At 70.1% G+C, this 18,181-nt stretch carries 14 protein-coding genes; 8 read left to right on the top strand and 6 right to left on the bottom strand.

Annotation, left to right across the window (positions count from 1 at the left end; genetic code table 11):
- Positions 1 to 175: 175 nt before the first annotated feature.
- From AC1RQG_RS19700 to AC1RQG_RS19675, 6 genes are all read left to right on the top strand, one after another.
- Positions 176 to 1,090, top strand: a complete 915-nt coding sequence (locus AC1RQG_RS19700; RefSeq protein ID WP_493133780.1) for a lipase family alpha/beta hydrolase — start codon at positions 176 to 178, stop codon at positions 1,088 to 1,090.
- Positions 1,091 to 1,100: 10 nt separating this feature from the next.
- The gene (locus tag AC1RQG_RS19695) at positions 1,101 to 2,027 is read left to right on the top strand and encodes a lipase secretion chaperone (RefSeq protein ID WP_493133778.1); all 927 of its coding nucleotides are present in this window, start codon (positions 1,101 to 1,103) and stop codon (positions 2,025 to 2,027) included.
- 125 nt (positions 2,028 to 2,152) lie between these two features.
- Positions 2,153 to 2,848, top strand: a complete 696-nt coding sequence (locus AC1RQG_RS19690) for a hypothetical protein (protein WP_493133776.1) — start codon at positions 2,153 to 2,155, stop codon at positions 2,846 to 2,848.
- On the top strand, positions 2,845 to 4,839 hold the full coding sequence (locus AC1RQG_RS19685) for an MFS transporter (RefSeq protein WP_493133774.1): 1,995 nt from the start codon (positions 2,845 to 2,847) through the stop codon (positions 4,837 to 4,839). Before AC1RQG_RS19690 ends, AC1RQG_RS19685 begins: the two co-directional genes overlap by 4 nt.
- On the top strand, positions 4,836 to 5,870 hold the full coding sequence (locus AC1RQG_RS19680; protein WP_493133772.1) for an ABC transporter substrate-binding protein: 1,035 nt from the start codon (positions 4,836 to 4,838) through the stop codon (positions 5,868 to 5,870). The genes AC1RQG_RS19685 and AC1RQG_RS19680 overlap by 4 nt, the downstream gene beginning before the upstream one ends.
- Positions 5,867 to 6,529 carry a hypothetical protein gene (locus AC1RQG_RS19675; protein WP_493133770.1) on the top strand — a complete coding sequence of 221 codons (663 nt, stop codon included), beginning with the start codon at positions 5,867 to 5,869 and terminating at the stop codon, positions 6,527 to 6,529. The genes AC1RQG_RS19680 and AC1RQG_RS19675 overlap by 4 nt, the downstream gene beginning before the upstream one ends.
- Positions 6,530 to 6,643: 114 nt before the next feature.
- Here the strand turns inward: AC1RQG_RS19675 and AC1RQG_RS19670 are convergent, their stop codons facing one another.
- A complete protein-coding gene (locus AC1RQG_RS19670) occupies positions 6,644 to 9,373 on the bottom strand; it encodes a serine/threonine protein kinase (protein WP_493133768.1) in 2,730 nt (909 codons plus the stop codon).
- Positions 9,374 to 9,494: 121 nt separating this feature from the next.
- Here AC1RQG_RS19670 and AC1RQG_RS19665 point away from each other — a divergent pair, with 121 nt between their 5' ends.
- Positions 9,495 to 10,367 (top strand): PP2C family protein-serine/threonine phosphatase, encoded by an 873-nt coding sequence (locus AC1RQG_RS19665; protein WP_493133766.1) that lies wholly within the window; start codon positions 9,495 to 9,497, stop codon positions 10,365 to 10,367.
- Here the strand turns inward: AC1RQG_RS19665 and tagF are convergent.
- The 5 genes from tagF to AC1RQG_RS19640 form a co-directional block, all read right to left on the bottom strand.
- The gene (gene tagF / locus AC1RQG_RS19660; RefSeq protein ID WP_493133764.1) at positions 10,351 to 11,061 is read right to left on the bottom strand and encodes a type VI secretion system-associated protein TagF; all 711 of its coding nucleotides are present in this window, start codon (positions 11,059 to 11,061) and stop codon (positions 10,351 to 10,353) included. The two genes, AC1RQG_RS19665 and tagF, sit on opposite strands and share 17 nt — an antisense overlap.
- 12 nt (positions 11,062 to 11,073) lie before the next feature.
- Positions 11,074 to 12,405 (bottom strand): type VI secretion system baseplate subunit TssK, encoded by a 1,332-nt coding sequence (tssK, locus tag AC1RQG_RS19655; protein WP_493133762.1) that lies wholly within the window; start codon positions 12,403 to 12,405, stop codon positions 11,074 to 11,076.
- 32 nt (positions 12,406 to 12,437) lie between these two features.
- Complete coding sequence (gene tagH, locus AC1RQG_RS19650) at positions 12,438 to 14,060, bottom strand: type VI secretion system-associated FHA domain protein TagH (RefSeq protein WP_493133760.1); 1,623 nt, start codon at positions 14,058 to 14,060, stop codon at positions 12,438 to 12,440.
- Positions 14,061 to 14,077: 17 nt separating this feature from the next.
- On the bottom strand, positions 14,078 to 16,024 hold the full coding sequence (locus AC1RQG_RS19645; RefSeq protein WP_493133758.1) for a type VI secretion system Vgr family protein: 1,947 nt from the start codon (positions 16,022 to 16,024) through the stop codon (positions 14,078 to 14,080).
- 61 nt (positions 16,025 to 16,085) lie between these two features.
- Positions 16,086 to 16,475, bottom strand: coding sequence for a DUF4280 domain-containing protein (locus tag AC1RQG_RS19640; protein WP_493133756.1), 390 nt, complete (start codon positions 16,473 to 16,475; stop codon positions 16,086 to 16,088).
- Between the two features lie 166 nt (positions 16,476 to 16,641).
- On the opposite strand from AC1RQG_RS19640, the gene AC1RQG_RS19635 reads away from it, so the two are divergent.
- A complete protein-coding gene (locus AC1RQG_RS19635) occupies positions 16,642 to 18,129 on the top strand; it encodes a type VI secretion system contractile sheath domain-containing protein (protein ID WP_493133754.1) in 1,488 nt (495 codons plus the stop codon).
- Positions 18,130 to 18,181: the final 52 nt, after the last annotated feature.

The following is an 18,181-nucleotide window of genomic DNA, read 5'->3' as shown; positions in this document are numbered from 1 at the left end:
GCCGAAACATTGATCGAAGCACAATGTTACAGTCCAAAAACCGAGCGAGCGCTCGTTTTATTCCTGCCGGAGAGCGGGAGGGAACGGGGGCCGCCGGGGTACGACGGCCGCCGCCAAGGCGCTTCGTGCGCGGCGCAACGGCCGTCCCTTCCCTTGATAACCTTACGGAGACAACATGAAACACCGCTTCTGGAAAACCCTGTCGCTATTGCTGATCGCGCTCACGGCGCTTCCCGCCCCGTCCTGGGCCACCGGCTACACCCAGACCAAATACCCGATCGTGCTGGTGCACGGCCTGTTCGGCTTCGACAGCCTGGGCCCGGTCGACTACTTCTACGGCATCGCCTCCGCCCTGCAAAGCGGCGGCGCCAAGGTCTACGTCACCACCGTGTCGGCCGCCAACAGCACGGAGGTGCGCGGCGAACAGCTGCTGACCCAGGTCCAGCAGATCCTGGCCGCCACCGGCGCCACCAAGGTCAACCTGATCGGCCATAGCCACGGCGGCCCCACGTCGCGTTACGTGGCCTCCGTGCGGCCCGACCTGGTGGCCTCGGTCAGCAGCGTCGGCGGCGTGAACAAAGGTTCGCGCGTGGCCGACGTGCTGATCGGCGCCGTGCCCGACGTCACCTACACGGTGGCCAACGCCGTCGCCGGCCTGATCAGCTTCCTGTCGGGCAGCCCCACGCTGCCGCAGGATTCCGTGGCCGCCGCCCAGTCGCTCAGCACGGCCGGCACGGCCGCCTTCAACAGCCGCCATCCGGAAGGCGTGCCCACCACGGCCTGCGGCGAGGGCGCCTACCAGGTCAACGGCGTGTACTACTTCTCGTGGAGCGGCGCCCAGCCCTACACCAACGTGTTCGACATCAGCGACCCCGTGCTGGCCCTCACCGCGCTGGCCTTCAACGGCGCCAAGAACGATGGCTTGGTCAGCAGCTGCTCGAGCCACCTGGGCCGCGTGATCCGCGACGACTACGCCATGAACCACCTGGACGAGGTGAACCAGATGATCGGCATCACCAACCTGTTCGAGACCAGCCCGGTCACCATCTTCCGCCAGCAGGCCAACCGCCTGCAAGGCCTGGGCCTGTAAGGGAGCAGCCATGAACGCACGCGCAAAGCTGTTGCGGGCCGGCGGGCTGGCACTGGTCGCCGCCGTCCTGTACCTCACGCTGCACCAGCCGCAGGCGCCGGCCCAGGCCGCCCGCTCCGACCCGAACTACTTTGCGTTCGTGCGTTCGATGGACGGCACCACGCCCGACGGCGAGGTGCGCCAGAACGACGCCGACCAACTGGTGATCGACGCCGAACTGGCGCACCTGTTCGACTACTATCTGGCCGGACTGGGCGAGCGCTCGCTGGACGCGATCCGCACCGAGATCGGGCGCGAGCTCGATCGGCGCCTGAAACCGGCCGCCGCCGCCAAGGCGCGCCGCCTGCTGGGACAATACCTGGACTACAAGGCCGCGCTGGTGGACCTGGAGCGCGGCCTGCCCAAACCGGCCAGCCTGACCGACGGCGCGCGCGCGCGGCTGGAGGCCATGCAGCAGCTGCGCCACCGCTATTTCAGCCAGGACGAGATCGACGGCCTGTTCGGCGACAGCGACGCCTACGACACGGACGCCATCGCCCGCATGGAGATCAACGCCGACACCACGCTCACGCCGGCCCAGCGCCAGCAGAAGCTGGCCGCGCTCGACGCCAAGCTGCCCGCCGCCCTGCGCGAGCAACGCGACGCGCCCACCCGCGTGCTGCGGCTCGAGGACGACGTGCAGCGGCGCCGCGCGCAGGGCGCGGGCGACAACGAGATCTACCAGCTGCGCGCCGCCACGCTGTCGCCGGCCGCCGCCGACCGGCTGGCGGAGCTGGACCGCGAGCAGGCCGACTGGCAGCGCCGCATCGCGGCCTACCAGCAGCAGCGCCGCCAGTTGCAGGCGCGCGCCACGCCGCCCAGCGCGGCCGAACTGCAGCAACTGCGCGACGCCGGCTTCACCCCGCTCGAGCAGAAGCGCCTGCCCGCCTACGAATAGATGCCACACTGCTTGCGGCGCCTCAAGCTTGGTGCGGCTGGACCGCCACAACGGCCCGCCGCATCGCCGCGGCGAAGAATTTCGATGCTACAATTCTTGCATATCGAACATCTTCCGGGTGCGGCATGGCGATGTCACGGCTCAGCGTCACCATCAGCGCGCCCATCATCCTGATCGGGGCGCTGGCCATCGGCCTGAACGCCTATCTGAGCGTCGGCAAGCTCGATCGCACGCTCACCGAGCTTGAGCAGTCGCGCCTGCACCTGATCCTCGACGACCTGCGCGCCAATCTGGAGACGGGGCTGGACCTGGGCCTGCCCGTCAAGGGGCTGGGCAACGCGCAGGCGGCGATCGAACGGGAGGCGCGCCAGGATGGCGCCATCGTCGGCATCCGCGTGCTCGACGCGGACGGCGCCGCCGTCTTCAGCACCGGCGACCCGCTCCACGGCGACGCGCTGCGCGCCCCGCTGTCCAACAACCTCGGCGTGGCCATGGGCGCCATCGAACTGCGCTACGCGCGCCAGGCCGAGGATCTGGCCGTGGCCGCCTACGCGGACCAGCTGACCCGCGCCGCCGCCTGGATCGCCGCCATCGGCACGCTGCTGGCGCTGGCCGCGATCCGGCTGTGGATGCGCCGCATCGCGCGCACCGTCGACAGCATCGCCTCCACACTGGACCACCAGCCGCCGCCGCCCCATCCCGACGCGGAGGCGGCCGCGCTGGCCAGCCGCGCGCGCGACCGCGCCGACCTGGCGCTGCGCGAACTGGAACAGGCCCGGCGCGCCATCAGCGACGCCAGGCGGACGGGGGAGCGGCCGTGACGCCGGACCAGCGCCTGACGGCGCGCCCGGTGCGCCAGCTGTTCGCGTTCGCGCTGGCGCTGCTGCTGGCCACGCAGCTGGCCCTGTCGTACTACGCGTGGACGCGCGCCGAGGAACGGCTGCTGCCGGAACTGGGCAACAAGGCCCACACGGCCGCCCTGTCGCTGGCGGCCCGGCTGGAACGGGCGCTCGGCTACGGCATACCGCTGCCCAAGCTGGTGGGCGTGCCCGACTATTTCGCCGACGTGCTGCGCCAGAATCCCGACCTCGCGTACGTGCGCGTGAGCGGCACCGACGGCGTCACGCTGTTCGGCGGCGGCGACGACGGCGGCCCGCCTGCCGGCTACCTCGACCAGCCGATGCCGCTGCGGCTGCACGGCGCCATCGTCGGTCAGCTGCACGTGGGCGTGCACCGCAACTACCTGGCCGCGCGCGTGCTGGAACTGCGCTACGACATCGGCATCGTGCTGCTGGCCAGCCTGCTGATCGCCTTCGAAGTGTTGTGGTTCGTCGTCACCCTCAATTTCACGGCGCCCATGCGCCAGATCGCCGCCATGTTGACGCGCCTGGCCGCCGGCGACTTCCGCCGCTCACACCTGCGCGACGGCAGCGAGCCGCTGGCCGTGCGTCTTGGCGCGATCGCGGCGGCCGTCAACCAGGGCTACGAGAAGCTGGCGGCGCTCGCCACCAGCGCCCGCCAGACCCACGCCAGCGCCGCCATGCTGGGCCAGTTCCAGCGCGAATACGCGTTCGGCGATGCCGGCGCCGAGAGCGAACTGACGCAGCAGCGCATCGTGCTGGTGCGGGCGCTGAGCTTCCTGTTCATGTTCGCGGAAATGCTGTCGCGTCCCTTCCTGCCCGTGTACGCGGCCGCCTTGCCCATCCCGGGCCTCGCGCTGTCCGAGGGCCTGCGCGCCAGCCTGCCCGTCACCGCCTTCCTGCTCGCGGTGGCCCTGAGCATGCCGGCCGCCGGGCGCTGGTCCGACAGCGCGGGCCGGCGCACCAGCTATCTGGCGGGCGCCATGATGGTGATAACGGGACTGGCCGGCACCGCCCTGGTGCCGCAATACTGGGTGCTGCTGGGCGCGCGCGGCGTCACCGGCGTCGGCTACGCGCTCATGTTCATGGCTTGCCAGGGCTATGTGTTCGACAGCACCGACAGCGCCAACCGTGGCCGTGGCATGGCCCTGTTCGTGGGCGCCATCATGGTGGCCGAGATCTGCGCCCCGGCCGTGGGCGGCATCCTGGCCGACCGGCTCGGCTACCGGCCCGTGTTCGCGCTCGGCGCCGCGATCGCGCTGATCGCCGCCTTGATCGCCGGCGCCGTGCTCGACAACCGCGGCGCCGCGCCCCGGGGCCGCCAGCGCGCCCCGTTGCACAGGCTGGCCCGCAACCGGCGCTTCGTGGCGCTCACCGTGCTGTCGGGCATACCGGCCAAATTCCTCTATACCGGCTTCCTCGTGTTCCTGGTCCCGTTGCTGCTGACCGGGCTTGGCCTGTCCAAGTCCGAGATCGGACGCTACACCATGGTCTACGGCCTGTGCTGCCTGCTGCTGGCGCCCCTGTTCGCCCACCTGGCCGACCGCCACAACGCCCACGCCGTCATGGTCGCGGGCGGCGGCCTGCTGACGGCGCTGGGCATGCTGCCGGTGATGCGCGGCGCCAGCACCCAACTGGTCATGCTCGGCATCGCGGGGCTGGGCATCGGCCAGGCCATGAGCATCTCCGCGCAGCTGGTGCTGGTGGCGCGCACCACCAGCGACGAAACGCTGGAGAGCGGCAGCGGCCCCGTGATGGGGGTGTTCCGCCTGATCGAACGCCTGGGCGCCGCCGCCGGCCCGGTGGTCACGGGCGCGCTGGTGGCGCGCCATGGCGCGGCCAGCGCCATGCTGACACTGGGCGCGGCGGGGCTGGCGTCGTCGCTGCTGTTCGCGGCCACGCTGTGGCCGGCGCGGCACCGGCGTTCAGCGCGCGCGGCGAGTCCGCCATGAGCCGCTTCGACCTGGCCCCGGCCAGCCCCTTGCCCCGGCGCGCCGTGCTGCGCGCCGCCGGCGCCGCGTGCGCCTGGCTGGCCGCGCCCGCCGTGCGCGCCGGTCCGCGCCCGTACCGCATCTACATGATGCTGTACCGGGGCCAGAGCGCCGTCGAACAGGGCTTCCGCGACTACTTCGCCGTCAACGACATCGCGGTGGAACTGATCATGCGCGACGTGGCCCAGGATGTCGGCAAGGTGCCGCGACTGGTGGCCGAGGCGCGCGCGCTGCGCGCGGACCTGATCTACACCTGGGGCACGCCGGTCACGCTGGCCGTGGCCGGCCGCGCGGGCGCCATCGACCCGGCCGTGCATGTGACGGACATCCCCATCGTGTTCACCATGGTGGCCTCGCCGCTCGGATCGGGGCTCGTCACGTCGCTCGCCTCATCGGGACGCAACGTCACCGGCGCCTGCCACGTGGTGCCGTTACAGCAGCAGCTGAGCGCCATCCGCGCCTACCGGCGTTTCGAGCGGATCGCCGTGATCTACAATCCGGCCGAGCCGAACTCGGTGCAGAATGTGGCCGAATGGCGGACCCTGGCGGCCGCCAGCCACGTGCGGCTGCAGGAAAAGCCCGTGCCGCTGGACGTCCAGGGCCAGCCCGACGCGGCCGCCCTGCCCCAGCTGGTGGCCAGTCTTGCCCGCGCCGGCAACCAGTTGCTCTACATCGGCCCGGACAGCTTCCTCGCCGCCAACCGCAAGACCCTGACGGCCGCCGCGCTGGCGCAACGCCTGCCCACCTTCGCCGCCACGGAAGTCTACCTGCGCGACGGCAAGGCCCTGTTCGGCCTGGTGTCGGGCTACGACAGCGTGGGCCGGCTGACGGCGCACAAGGCGGCGCAAATCCTCGTGCACCACGTGGCGCCTGCCGCCGTCCCGATCGAAACACTGGCCCGCTTCTCCTATCTGGTCAACATGGCCGCCGCCGACCAGCTCCAGCTCTACCCGCCGCTCAAGGTGATCAACTACGCGGAGCTGCTGCGATGAACGAGGACAGCCCGTTCCGCTGGCGCCCGTTGCGCCACGACGAAGCCCACCTGGCCTGGGCGCTGCACGCCGAGGTGTTCGCGGCCACCCCGGCCGGCATGGTGCGGCCCGACCGGCTCGACCATTTTGAGCAGCACATAGAGATGTCGGGCCGCGTGTTGGGCTGCTTCATGGGGGACCAGCTGGTGGCATACGGCGTGCTGGGCACGCGGTCCGGGACGGTCGACCATCTGGCCGCCCTGCTGGCGCTGTGCCCGGACGACCGCCAGCGCGCCTGTGTGCTGGACGGCGCCGCCTCGCTGCCACCGTGGCGCGGCCACAACCTCCACCGCGCCGCCATCGACGCGCGTGGCGACCTGGCCAGGGCGCTGGGACGCACACTGGTGCTGGCCACGGTGGCGCCGGAGAACATGCGCAGCCTGCGCGGCCTGCTGCTGCAAGGTTATGCCGTGCATGGCTACGCGACCGTCTATGGCGGCCTGCCACGGTTGCTGATGGCCCGTGATCTGCTCCGGCCGCTAACTGAATGGCAACCGGCGCGCCAGGTGGCGGCGTCGGACCACGCCGGCCACCAGCGCGCGCTGGCCGACGGCCTGCGCGGCTATGGCTGTCAACAGGACGCCAACAAGGCCTGGCACATCATGTACGGCGAGAGCTGATGCGTCGCACCCGCGCAGTCGGGTGCCCAGAGGACGCCGGCGCTACCTGATCGCGGGCGTTCCATGGGGGGATTCCAGGCAACGGCTGGATTCCCGCATGTGCAGGGACGACCGTCATCGCCGCCGTCGCCCCAGTCCACCGCGCCGCTGCTCGCGCTCACGCTGGCGCAGCACGTCGATCATCACGTTGAAGGTGCGGGCCAGCTGGCCGATCTCGTCGCCGGTGGTGACCTGGATGTTGGCCCGCTCATAATCGCCTTCCTTGAGCGCATTGGCGGCATCCGTCAGCCGCCGCACCGGCCGCACGATGCCGCGCGCGAACCACAGCGCCAGCAGCAGGAACACCAGTCCCACCACGGCCACGCTGTAGAGCACATTGTCGAACAGGTGCCGCAGCGGCGCCTCGAAACGCTGGCGCGACTCCGTCACCCCCACCACCCAGTCATGCCCGGCCACGGGCGCGTAGCCGGCGTATTCGTCCACATTCGTCAGCGTCGAATGGAAGCGGATGCTGCCTGTGGTGCGCGCGCCGACCATGGCACGCGCCAGCGTCGGCATGTCCAGGCTCTCGATGCGCTGGCGGCGGAAGCGCTGGTCCGCCACGATGCGCGCCAGCGCGTCGCGCGGCAGCGGCATCAGGCTGCGGTACAGCATCCGGTCGTCGGCATATTGCACCAGCACGCCGTCGCCATCGATCATCAGTGGCAGCCGCGCGCTCTTGGCGCGCACCTGGTCGAGGATGGTCGTGATGGTGGAACCCTTGATCCGCAACACCACCACACCGATCACCGTGTGGTGCGCATCGAACACGGGGTTGGCGTAGTAGACACCGGGCTTGCCCTCGGTGGACCCGACGATCACGCCCGTCATGAACGGATGGCCGCGCATCGCATGCTGAAAGTACTCCCGGAACTTGAAATTGAGGCCCGCCACGCCCGGCTCGCTGGACACCAGCGCCTGGCCGTCCGCGTTCATGAGGAACATCAGGTGCACGTCGGGATTGGACTTGACCACGCTGAGCAGGCGCGCGTACACGGCGTCGCGCCCCGCCGCCGTGGGCGCGCGCAGGTAGTGGATGAAGACCGGATCCGTCGCCAGGTAAGCGGCCAGATGGCGGCTGTCGGCCAGCAGTTGCGCCACCCGGCCGGCCGTGCTCCTGGCCAGGCTCTCCAGGTTGCGCAACTCGCTGGCCGAGACGGTGGCCACGCTGGCCCGCAAGTTGTAATAGGCCGTGATGGTCATCGGCAGCAGCGCGGCCAGCACCAGCGCCAGCGTCAGCTTCACCCCCAGCGACCAGGCGGCGGGACGCCACAGGGCGCGCCCCAGCCGCCGCACTCCCGTCGACAGGCGCCGCTGTGCCTCCATCTCCCCCACTCGCAGCGCATCCTGCAACCCCAGGCTGCCGGCATGGGCCGCGAACAGCGCGTGCGCGAACTCGGCCACCGATTGCGGACGCAGCGCGGGGTCCAGCACCAGCGCCTGGTCGATCGCCAGCAGGAACGCTTCACTGTAGCGGCCCGCCGCCGCCTCGCGCGCCGGCACGTGCAGCGCAACGCCGTGCTGGCGCTCGGGCGCGGGCGCGGGCTTGCTGCCCGTGACCATCCAGTACAGCGTCGCGCCCAGCGCGTAGATATCGGTCCACGGCCCCTGCGGGCCGCCCTCGTACTGTTCCGGTGGCGCATAGCCGGGCGTGACCACGTCGGCCATGGCCTGCGGGCCGCCGGCCGTCTGCCGCGCGGCCCCGAAGTCGAGCAGCACCAGGCTGCCATCCTCCTTGCGCACGTAGATGTTGTCGGGCTTGATGTCGCGGTGCAGATAGCCCGATTCATGCACCAGCGCCAGCCCGTCGAGCAGCGGATGCAGCAGCGACAACAACTGCTGCTCCGGCATCGCCTTGCGCTTCTCCCACCATTGCTTGAGCGGCTTGCCGCGCTCATACTCGAGCACCATGTAGGCCGTGCGATGGGCCTCGAAGAAGCGCGCCACGCGCACAATGTTCGGGTGCCGGAAGGTCGCCAGCGTGCGCGCCTCGACCAGGAAGCTTTCCAGTCCGCTCAGAAAGAAGTCGTTGTCCTCGGCCCAGCGCGGCGACACCGAATGGTCCGACGCGCGCGTCGCGTAGTCGCCGGGCAGGTACTCCTTGATCGCCACCTTCGCGTTCAGGTTGACGTCCGTGGCCAGGTAAGTGATGCCGAAGCCGCCCTGTCCCAACACCGCGTCGATGCGGTACTCGAACAGCTGGAAGCCGGGGCTGAGCGCCAGCGGCAGCTCCACGCCCGGCGCGGCGCGGGCCGGTGGCGGCGCGGCCGGCAGCACGCTACGCGGCACCGCCGTGGGTATGGCCGACGGGCCGCTGGCGTTGCTGGCGTTGTTGGCGTTGTTGGCGTAGTTAGCTCCGGTGACGACGCCCATCGCCGCGAGCGACACGCTAGGTTGCGCCCCCACCCCGCCAGAGGCGATGCGGGTGGCGTCATCGCCCGGCGCCACGGGCGCGGTGGGCGCAACGCGGGTGGCGTCATCGGCCGGCACGACAGGGACGAGGGGCGCAACCGGCGCGACGCGGGTCGCATCGTCGTCCGCCGGCGTGGCCGACGCCAGCCGCGTGGCGTCGTCGTCGCGCGGCGCCGGTTGCGGCGCGGCGCCGCCGCCAGCTTGCGCCTGCAGCGCGGCCAGCTGGCTGTTGGCGCTGCGGGCCGCCTCCGCATGCACTTCGCGCAGCCGGCGCTCAAGGGTGACGACCGCCTCCAGCGCCACCACCCGGCGGGCCAGCTCGGCCTCGCGCGACGCCGCGCCGGCGCCATCATTGGCATCATCGTGCTGGGGACGGTCGGCACTACGGTCCATGCGGCTCCACTTTTTTGGGGAAATACCATCGAACTAATGCATGGCTCATGCTAGCATGGGATACTTCGTCATTGGCGAAAAGTCATCTTCGCGGTTGCGTTTTTTCTGGCCAGGAGACACCTTGGACAACTGGAAACAATTATCGCCATCCGTGCTGCACCGGCTCGACTTCGGCGTGGCGTTCGGCCTCACGGACATCGGCACCGTGCGCGAATCGAACCAGGACAACTTCTTCATCGCGCCCGACCTGGGCCTAGTGATGGTGGCCGATGGCATGGGCGGCCACAACGGCGGCGAGATCGCCAGCGCCGACGCGCTCAACCTGGTCTACAACTTCGTGCGCGCCGCGCGCGATGCGCCGGCCGTGCCGCCGGGCAGCGAGACCACCGTGCCGCTGTTCCGCGCCACCCCGTTCGACCCTGCCCTGGCCGACCCGGACGCCACCTGGTCCGACGCCGCCATGAAGGCCATGATCACGCTGCACGACGCGGTGGAATACGCCAACGACCGCATGTACCAGACCAACCTGGCCAACGACCGCGCCGACGGCAGCGGCATGGGCACCACCTTGACGGGACTGTGGCAACTGCCGCCCGACGGCCCCATGTTCGTGTTCCACGTGGGCGACAGCCGGCTGTACCGCTATCGCCAGGGCCGCATGGTGCAAGTCACGCGCGACCAGACGCTGTACCAGCAGGCGCTGGACGCGGGCGGACACACGCCGCTCCCCCCGCGCAACCTGCTGCTGCAAGCGCTGGGGCCGGGGCCGGAGCTGGTGCCGGAACTGCAATCGCAGGTGATGATGGCGGGCGACGTCTACCTGCTGTGCAGCGACGGCCTGTATGGCGAATCGGCGCCGGGCCAGATCGAGACCATCCTGGCCGGCGCCACCGAGGACAACCTGGACGCCTGCTGCGCGGCGCTGGTGGAGATGGCCAAGCGCGACGGCAGCCGCGACAACATCACGGCGCTGCTGGTCAAGTGCACGGGCTGACTGCCGGCGGCCAGGCGCCGGCCAGCATGCCGCCGAACGTCTCCGCTGAGGGCAGCCCCCGGCACAGCAGCAACGACGGCGCCACCTCGGCCGATCCCTCCGTCCACCACAGGCTGTGACCGCGCAGCGCGGCGGCCGCGATCCGCGGCCCCAGCGCGGCCAGCGCCTCGAACGGCGCCTCCACCCGCCAATGATCGGCGCCCAGCTGACCGGCCAGCGGCGCGTCGGGCAACGGCGCGAGCGCCTGCACGGCGGCGTCGAAGCGCTCCAGCACGAATCCCTCGTCGAGCGTGGACAAGGCCAGCGCCTCGGCCCGGGCATGCCAGTCCTGCCCGTCAGCCAGCCAGTCCAGCAGCGCTGCCCCGCCGGGCGCGCCCGCCGCGATGGTCAACGGGAAGTGGCGCCCCACCCGGTCCACGCTCGGCATCAGCACCCCGGCCCACGCATGCTCATCGCAGGCGCCGGGCGCCAGCGCGAAGCGCCACACGGGGCTGGTCAGGTAGACCTCGAGCCAGCGCGCGCCCAGTCGTTCGCGGCTGGCCTGCAGGCCAGCCTGTAGCCAGGCATCCCACAGCCCCACCAGCGCGGGCGGCAGCCGGCGCGACACGAAATCCCCGTTCGACACCACCTTGCCGAAGAAGCCGGCCGTGGCGCTGAACGTCACGGGCGCGGCGCCTGCGATCACATCGTCCATGGCCATGTCCCGTTATTTGCGGATGGCCCAGAACTCCATCTGCAGGCCCGGGAAATCGCCGGCCACGTGCATGGCGAATCCGGCCGAGGTGGACAACTGCTGCCAGTATTCGCTGTTGCGGTCCAGCTCGAAATACGTGAAGCCGGCGTGGAACGGCAACTGGCGCGGCGCCACCGGCAGCGGCCGCAGCGCGATGCCGGGCAACTGCAGGTTGACCAGGTCGCGGATCTTCTCCACCGAACCGATCTTGACCTGGCGCGGGAACGTGGAACGGATGGTCTCCGGCGGCACCTGCGCGTTCACCACCAGCACGAAGGTGGACGACTTCACCAGCTCCGGATCGCGCAGCACGGCCACGCGGATGCCGAACTGGCGCTCCTCCAGCGGGATCGGCACGGCGTGCGTGTCGAGCACCATCGACAGCGCCTCGCGCAGGTCGTCGATCACGGGCTGGAAGCTCTCGCGCAGCTGGTCGTGGCGGTACACGGGATACTGCTGCGCGCGTTTGTTGACGGGGCTGAAGGTGGCCAGTTCGCCGGCCAGCTGCACCGCTTCGCGGAAGAACTCCTCCGGGTGCAGCCCCGTCATCGTCGCCAGGTGGCCGAACAGCGGTTCGCTGCGGTTGATCAGTTGCAGCAGCAGGAAGTCCGCGATCTCCGCCGCGCCGGCCGCGCCGGGCTGCGACAGGCGGTTGCCGAGCGCGTCGCCGCGCTGGTGCAGCAGGCCCACCAGCTCGTCGGCGAAGGCGCCCAGCCGCGCCGCCACGCGCAAGTCCAGGCACGGCGGGCAGTACTCGGGGTCCAGCACCAGCCGGTTGTCCGGCCGCCGCTCGATCACGCGCGCCACGCCCAGGCAGGCGTAGGCGTTGGCCACCTCCGGCTCCAGCGCCAGCCGCAGGCGCAGCCGGCCCACCTGCATCAGCGCGCTGTTGTCGATGCCGTTGCTATCCCACGCCTCGTGGTCCACCGTGCCGTAGCGGGCGTAGTTGTCGGGCGCGGGACTGTCGCCCGTCTCGGCGATGCCGGGCCGGCGCACCGGCAGCGCCAGCACCACCATCACGTTGCGCGCATCCTCGGGAATATCGAGCGGCAGCGGCAGGTCGTCGTCGGCCGGCAGCGTGAACGGGGTGCCGTCCGGCAGCACGGCGTGGCACGACAACAGCGCCAGCTTGCCCAGCGCCAGCTGCTGCTCGTCGATGCGCAGCGAGGAGAAGCCCCAGGCATAGGGCCGCAGGCGCGCCACCCGGGCCTCGAGCTGGGTTTGCAGGTAACGGTCGTGCTGCTGCAGGTGCTGCGGCTGCAGCAGCATCCCTTCGGACCAGATGACTTTACGATTCCATGACATGGTTTCTCGCTTCGGCAAAATGTTCAGGTGGTTCAGTTCTTGTGCTGCAGCCTTGCTATCTGCTCCTCGTACGCGGCGGCGAACTTGTCGCCGAACAGGCGCTGGAAGTCGTCGTCCGCCTCGCGCGCGATGGCGCCGTACTGCTCCACCATGCGGTCCCACATGCGGGACTTGCGGCTGGCGCCCATCATCTTGTCCATCACCCCGCCCGGCTCCATGGCCGCCTCGATGCGAGCCGGATCGAAGCGCGCCAGCACGCCCGCCAGCGCCGCCCGCATGCCGGCGATCACGGCCAGCTCGTGCGACTTGAGGTCGTCGAACGCGCTGGCGACGGCCCGCAATGGCGGCATGTAGCCGCCCACGGAGCCGGTCAGCATCTGGGTCAGCGCCATCTCGGCGTCGGGGAAGAATTTGAGCGGATTGTTGGCCTGCGCGCCCAGCACCGTCACTTCCAGCCGGGTTTCGCGCTTGGTCAGGGCGCGCGCCATCAGCACCGCCATGGTGCCGGTCATGGCTTCGCGCAGCATGGCGCCCACCAGCTCGGCCGTCTCGGCCGGTGGGCGCGACGGCGTGATGTCGGGTACGCCGAGGCCGCGCAGCAGCGCTTGCAGCACCTGCTGGTCCGCGCCATCCGGCGCGGCGGCGGACGTCGCAGCTTCCGCATGGACGGCAGTAGCGGCTGGTGCAGCGGCTGCGACGGGTGTAGCGGGTGCGGCGTTTGCGGTGGCTGGGGCGGCTGGGGCGGCTGGTACAGCGGGTGCGGCAGGTGCGAACGGCGCCACGGGCGCCTGGCCATGCGCCGGCGTGGCCACCGCTTCCTGTGCCGGCACCGGCACCGGCGCTGGCGCGGGCATCGGCATCGGCACCGGCATCGGCGCTGGCGCCGGCGCATAGACGGTTTCCGCCTCCACCGCCACCGTCACGCGCGGCGGGACGAAGGACGCCAGCGGATCGAAATCATCGGGAATCAGCGCCACGGGCGGCGCGGCCGGCGCCACGGCGGCGGCGGGCAGGGGTGCGGGCACCAGCACGCCCGGCATGGGCACGAACTGCGGCGCCACGTGGTCCGCTTCCGAGCCCCGGAACGCCGACGCGGGCACGATGGCGCCCCGCCCCCCGCCACCGTGCTGGATGTTGAGCCCGAGCGGATCGTCCCGCGACGGCGCGACAACCGGATCGAAGCTGCCCGTCGCGTCCAGTATCCGCGCTCCGGCCAGGGTATCCATCCATTCCTCGCTGGCCATGCCCGATGCGCCGGCGCCGGACGCCGCCGGCTGCGCCTGGAACGGCAAGGCGTCCGAAGTCTCGGGCTGGAACACGGGGATGGCGGGCGCCGGCGCCTCGTCCACCTCGGCCACCAGCACGTAGTCGCCGATCAGCAGCACGTCGCCGTGGCGCAGACGCACGCTCTTGCCCAGCCCCACCGGCGCGTCGTTGACCCAGGTGGGGTTGCTGCCCATGTCCGTCAGCACGAAATGACCGTCCACGAAATCGACCTTGCTGTGGTTGCGGGAGATGTACTTGCCCGGATCGGGCAATTCCAGGTCGTTGCCGGCGGCGCGGCCGATGGTGCCGCCCAGACGGTCGAAGCTGCGCGCAACCGGCGTCGCCGGCGCTTGCTTCTGGTAGGACTGGATACGCAGGGTCAGTGGCATCGGGTTGTCGGACTCGTTCAGTTGATCCTCACCAGCGCGCCTTCGATGGTCATGATGGCGCCCGATTTTATCTGCATCATGGCGCCGGCCTTGATGGTGGTGTTGGCGTCCGATTCCACCATGATCTCGGGCGACTTGACGGTGATCTTGGCAGGTTCGATCTTGATGCTGCTGGCGCCGACCTTCAGTTCGATCGACGTGGTGGCTTCGATCACGATGGTCTTGGACACCGTCACCTTCTGGTCGCCCGTGATCTTCTCGGTCTGGTTGCCCGTCACGTCCAGGCTCTGGTCCCCGGTGATCTTCACGGTCTGGTTGCCGCCCACGTCCATGCTCTGGTCGTTCTTGATGGAGATGGTCTGGTCGCCCTTGTCCGCCTTCTCGAAGCCCACCTTGAGCGTGTCGTTGTTCTTCACCACCCGGTTGAAGTCCTTCTCGGCCTGGATGAAGATCTCCTCCGAGCCCTTCTTGTCCTCGAAGCGGATCTCGTTGTAGCCGCCGCCGTCCTTGGAGCTGTTGCTCTTGATGGTGGACTTGGTCTGGTCGGCGGGCAGCGCGTACGGCGGCATGGCGTCGCTGTTGTAGACGCAGCCCGTCACCAGTGGCCGGTCCGGGTCGCCCTCGAGGAAGCTGACGATCACCTCCATGCCGATACGGGGCAGGAACATCGCGCCCCAGTTCTTGCCGGCCCAGCCCTGCGCCACGCGCACCCAGCAAGAACTGTTCTCGTCGTCCTTGCCTTCGCGGTCCCAGTGGAACTGCAGCTTGACGCGGCCGTACTTGTCGGTCCAGATCTCCTCGCCCGCCTTGCCCACCACCATGGCCGTCTGCGGCCCCCGCACCACGGGCTTGTCGTAGTGCCGCGGCGCGCGGTAGCTGTGCTCCTTGCCGATGGCCGTGAACTGGCATTGCATGTCGAACGGCGTGCCGCCGCCGGTGGCGTAGTCGTCGCCCACCAGCTCGTAGCTGGCCGACGTCACCAGGTACTCCCGGTTCTGGTCGCCGCGCGGATGCTCCTTGAGCGCGAACAGGCCGCCCGGATACAGGCCGCGCGCATTGGTGTCGGCGCGGATCTCCTCGCACTGCCCGTGCAGCGCCTCCATGCGTCCGCGCGCCAGCGCCGTGCCGTCGCCGGCCGCCACGTAGCCACCGGGATAGTCGTACATCTCGTAAGCCTGCTGCGAGAACGCGGCCGCGATGGTGGACTTCACGCGCAATCCGCCGCTGTTGCTGGAGGCGGTCTTCTCGAAGTCGAAATCGTTGAGCGCATAGCTGCTGGCCTGGATGGTGCCGGCCGCCTCCCAGCCGTACACGGCCTCCTGGTCCACGATGCGCTGCCCCGCCTCGCCCGAATACTCGACCGAGCCGTAGCCGGCGATCGTCGTGTGGGCGCCGTAGGAATCGGCCAGCACCATGGTGTGCTTGCGCTCCTCGTGCGAGAAGAAGAAGTAGATGCCGGCCGTCTCCAGCAGCCGGCACACGAACTGGAAGTCCGTCTCGCGGTACTGCACGCAGTACGGCAGCGGATCGTAGGTGCCGCTGAGCGAGCCGGCGTCCAGTTCCACCACGCCGCCGTAGGCCGCGTCGCCGCACACGGCCTTGACGATGTCGACCACGGACTTGTCCTGGAAGATGCGGCAGTTGGAGGAGCGCGTCAACAGCCAGAGCCAGGGATGGATCACGGCCTCGTAACGGCACAGGGAACCCTTCCAGCCGCAACTGGCGAAGCGCGTGACGACGCCGCCGAAGTGGCGTTTGCCGCCGTTGGGCAGGTCCAGGTGTACGCCCATCGGTTTGCCGAGCACGTCGGCGATCTTGATGTCGGCGCGGGTGCTGAGCAGCTGCACCCGGTATTCGGACAGGCGGCCCAGCTGCTCGGTGCCGCTCATGTGGTCGAACAGCAGCACGTCGGCACCCAGGTCTGTGCTCACATCCACTTCGCGGTTGGCTTGGGTGATCGGCATGGCGGCGTCTCTGGCTGGTGAACGGGTTCGAAGTCGAGGTCGGGATCAGAATCGCGTCGGGTCAGGGTATCATGGTCTTGGTGGTGCCGGGGTTGCTGAATGTGATCACCCCGCCCCAGTTGCACATGCACTGGGAGACGTTGTCGAGCGCCGGCATATTGGCGATCATCACGGTCGGCGCGCCCGGCACCCACGGCGCGGCCGTGGCGGGGATGCAGGGCATGGGCGTGAGCACGCCCAGCGCGGCGGCCGTGGCGGCGGCCACGGTGGGGTTGGCGAGCGACGTGCACACGCCGAACGGCATGATGTTGACCAACGGGATATGGTCCATGATGTTGGCCGCCGGCGGCCCCTCGGCCAGCACCTTGTTCGTCGGCAATACCACCAGCGACGATGGCGCCGCCCCGAAGGTGCAGGTCATCATCGCTCCCATCGACACTTGATTCGGCATCGCATCCTCCCGTCGCTTGTGAGTGTTGCTGCGCGTTAGCTAGTGTGGTCTATTATGACCGATAAAACTGTAAGAAAGGAAAGGTTTTAGGGTAAGCTGGCATACGATGACCGGGCCGCGCGTGGCGCACGCACGACGCGAGGACGTTGACCTTCAGGAGGCTGACATGGCAGGATCGCTGATCTTCGAATTCCAGCTCGAATTGCCCGCCCAGGACGCGGAACCGGCCGCGCCCGGGCGCCCCATGCGGATGCTGGTGCTGGGCGATTTTTCCGGCCGCGCGCCCGGCACGCCGCTGGCCCGCCGCCCCATCCACCGCATCGACCTCGATAATTTCGAGCAGGTGATGGCCCGCTGCGCGCCGGCCCTGGACCTGACGCTGGACGGCGTTCCCGCCACGCTGCGCTTCGAGCGGCTGGACGACTTCCATCCCGACCAGTTGTACCTGCAGGCCGACGTCTTCCAACCCCTGCGCGACCAGCGCCAGCGCCTCAACTGCCCCGCCAGTTTCGCGGCCGCCGCCGCGCAGATGCAAGCGCCGCCCGCACCTGCGCCGACACCCACGCCCGCGCCCACACCGACGCCCGCGTCCACGCAAGCGGGCGGCGGCGATTTCGCCAGCCTGCTGGGCGGCACGGTGCGCCCGGCCGCGCGCCACAGCGATATCGACGCCCTGGTCAAGGCCCTGGTGGGCGCCGTGCCGGGCACCGATATCCGTCAGTCCAGCTACCTGGCCGCCGCCGACTGTGTGATCGGCGAACGCATGCGCGCCCTGCTGCACACGCCCGCGTTCCAGCGGCTGGAGGCCGCTTGGCGCGGCGTCCACCTGCTGGTGACGGGGCTCGAACTCGACAGCGGACTGCAACTGTACCTGGTCGATATCGGCAAGGATGAACTGGCGGCCGACCTGCGGGCCGCCGGCGCCGAGCTCCAGCGAAGCGCCCTGTATCAGTTGCTGGTGGAGCAGCCGCGCCAGTCGCCGGATGGCGCGCCATGGTCCGTCCTGGTCGGCGATTACCACTTCGACGCCGGCGAGGACGACGTGCAAACGCTGTCGGCGCTGGCCGCACTGGCCAGCCAGGCCGGCGCGCCGTTGCTGGCGGGCGCCCGCGACAGCGTGCTCGGATGCGCACGGCTGGCCGCCACGCCCGATCCCGACGACTGGCCCGCGCCGGCGCCGGAAGCCGGCGCGCGCTGGCAGGCGTTGCGCGCCAGTCCCCATGCCGGTTGGCTCGGACTGGCCCTGCCGCGCATGCTGCTGCGCCTGCCCTACGGCAAGCTGACGGACCGCATCGAACACTTCAACTTCGAGGAAGCGGACGGCCAGCTCGATCACGACCACTACCTGTGGGGGAACGCCGCGTTCGGCGCGGCCCTGCTGCTGGGGCAATCGTTCAACGCCGAGGGCTGGGACATGGAACCGGGCGACCGCCTGGAGCTGGACGACCTGCCGGCCCACACCTTCCGCCGCGATGGCGAGGCGCACATGCAGGCGTGCGCCGAGACGTGGTTGTCGGACCGCGCCGCCGACGCCATGCTGGCGCACGGCCTGATGCCGCTGCGCAGCCTGCGCGACCGCGCCGCCGCCCGCTTCCAGCGCTGCCAGTCGCTGGCCCAGCCGCCCCGGGCGCTGTCCGGCCCCTGGCAACCCTAGTTCACAAGAGAATCGGACAGCCGCTGTCCTGACCACCCCGTTCCCGGAGCCC

This window comes from Rugamonas sp. GW822-FHT03B10 (assembly GCF_058801745.1).
This window is presented reverse-complemented; position numbering and strand designations above follow the sequence as displayed.

Bases quoted from the DNA above. Each gene is read 5' to 3' on its own strand.
- AC1RQG_RS19675 (WP_493133770.1), top strand. From the start codon at position 5,867: ATGAACGAGGACAGCCCGTTCCGCTGGCGCCCGTTGCGCCACGACGAA.
- tagH (WP_493133760.1), bottom strand. From the start codon at position 14,060: ATGCCACTGACCCTGCGTATCCAGTCCTACCAGAAGCAAGCGCCGGCG.
- AC1RQG_RS19690 (WP_493133776.1), top strand. From the start codon at position 2,153: ATGGCGATGTCACGGCTCAGCGTCACCATCAGCGCGCCCATCATCCTG.
- AC1RQG_RS19635 (WP_493133754.1), top strand. From the start codon at position 16,642: ATGGCAGGATCGCTGATCTTCGAATTCCAGCTCGAATTGCCCGCCCAG.
- AC1RQG_RS19695 (WP_493133778.1), top strand. From the start codon at position 1,101: ATGAACGCACGCGCAAAGCTGTTGCGGGCCGGCGGGCTGGCACTGGTC.
- tagF (WP_493133764.1), bottom strand. From the start codon at position 11,061: ATGGACGATGTGATCGCAGGCGCCGCGCCCGTGACGTTCAGCGCCACG.
- tssK (WP_493133762.1), bottom strand. From the start codon at position 12,405: ATGTCATGGAATCGTAAAGTCATCTGGTCCGAAGGGATGCTGCTGCAG.
- AC1RQG_RS19640 (WP_493133756.1), bottom strand. From the start codon at position 16,475: ATGCCGAATCAAGTGTCGATGGGAGCGATGATGACCTGCACCTTCGGG.
- AC1RQG_RS19680 (WP_493133772.1), top strand. From the start codon at position 4,836: ATGAGCCGCTTCGACCTGGCCCCGGCCAGCCCCTTGCCCCGGCGCGCC.
- AC1RQG_RS19700 (WP_493133780.1), top strand. From the start codon at position 176: ATGAAACACCGCTTCTGGAAAACCCTGTCGCTATTGCTGATCGCGCTC.
- AC1RQG_RS19670 (WP_493133768.1), bottom strand. From the start codon at position 9,373: ATGGACCGTAGTGCCGACCGTCCCCAGCACGATGATGCCAATGATGGC.
- AC1RQG_RS19645 (WP_493133758.1), bottom strand. From the start codon at position 16,024: ATGCCGATCACCCAAGCCAACCGCGAAGTGGATGTGAGCACAGACCTG.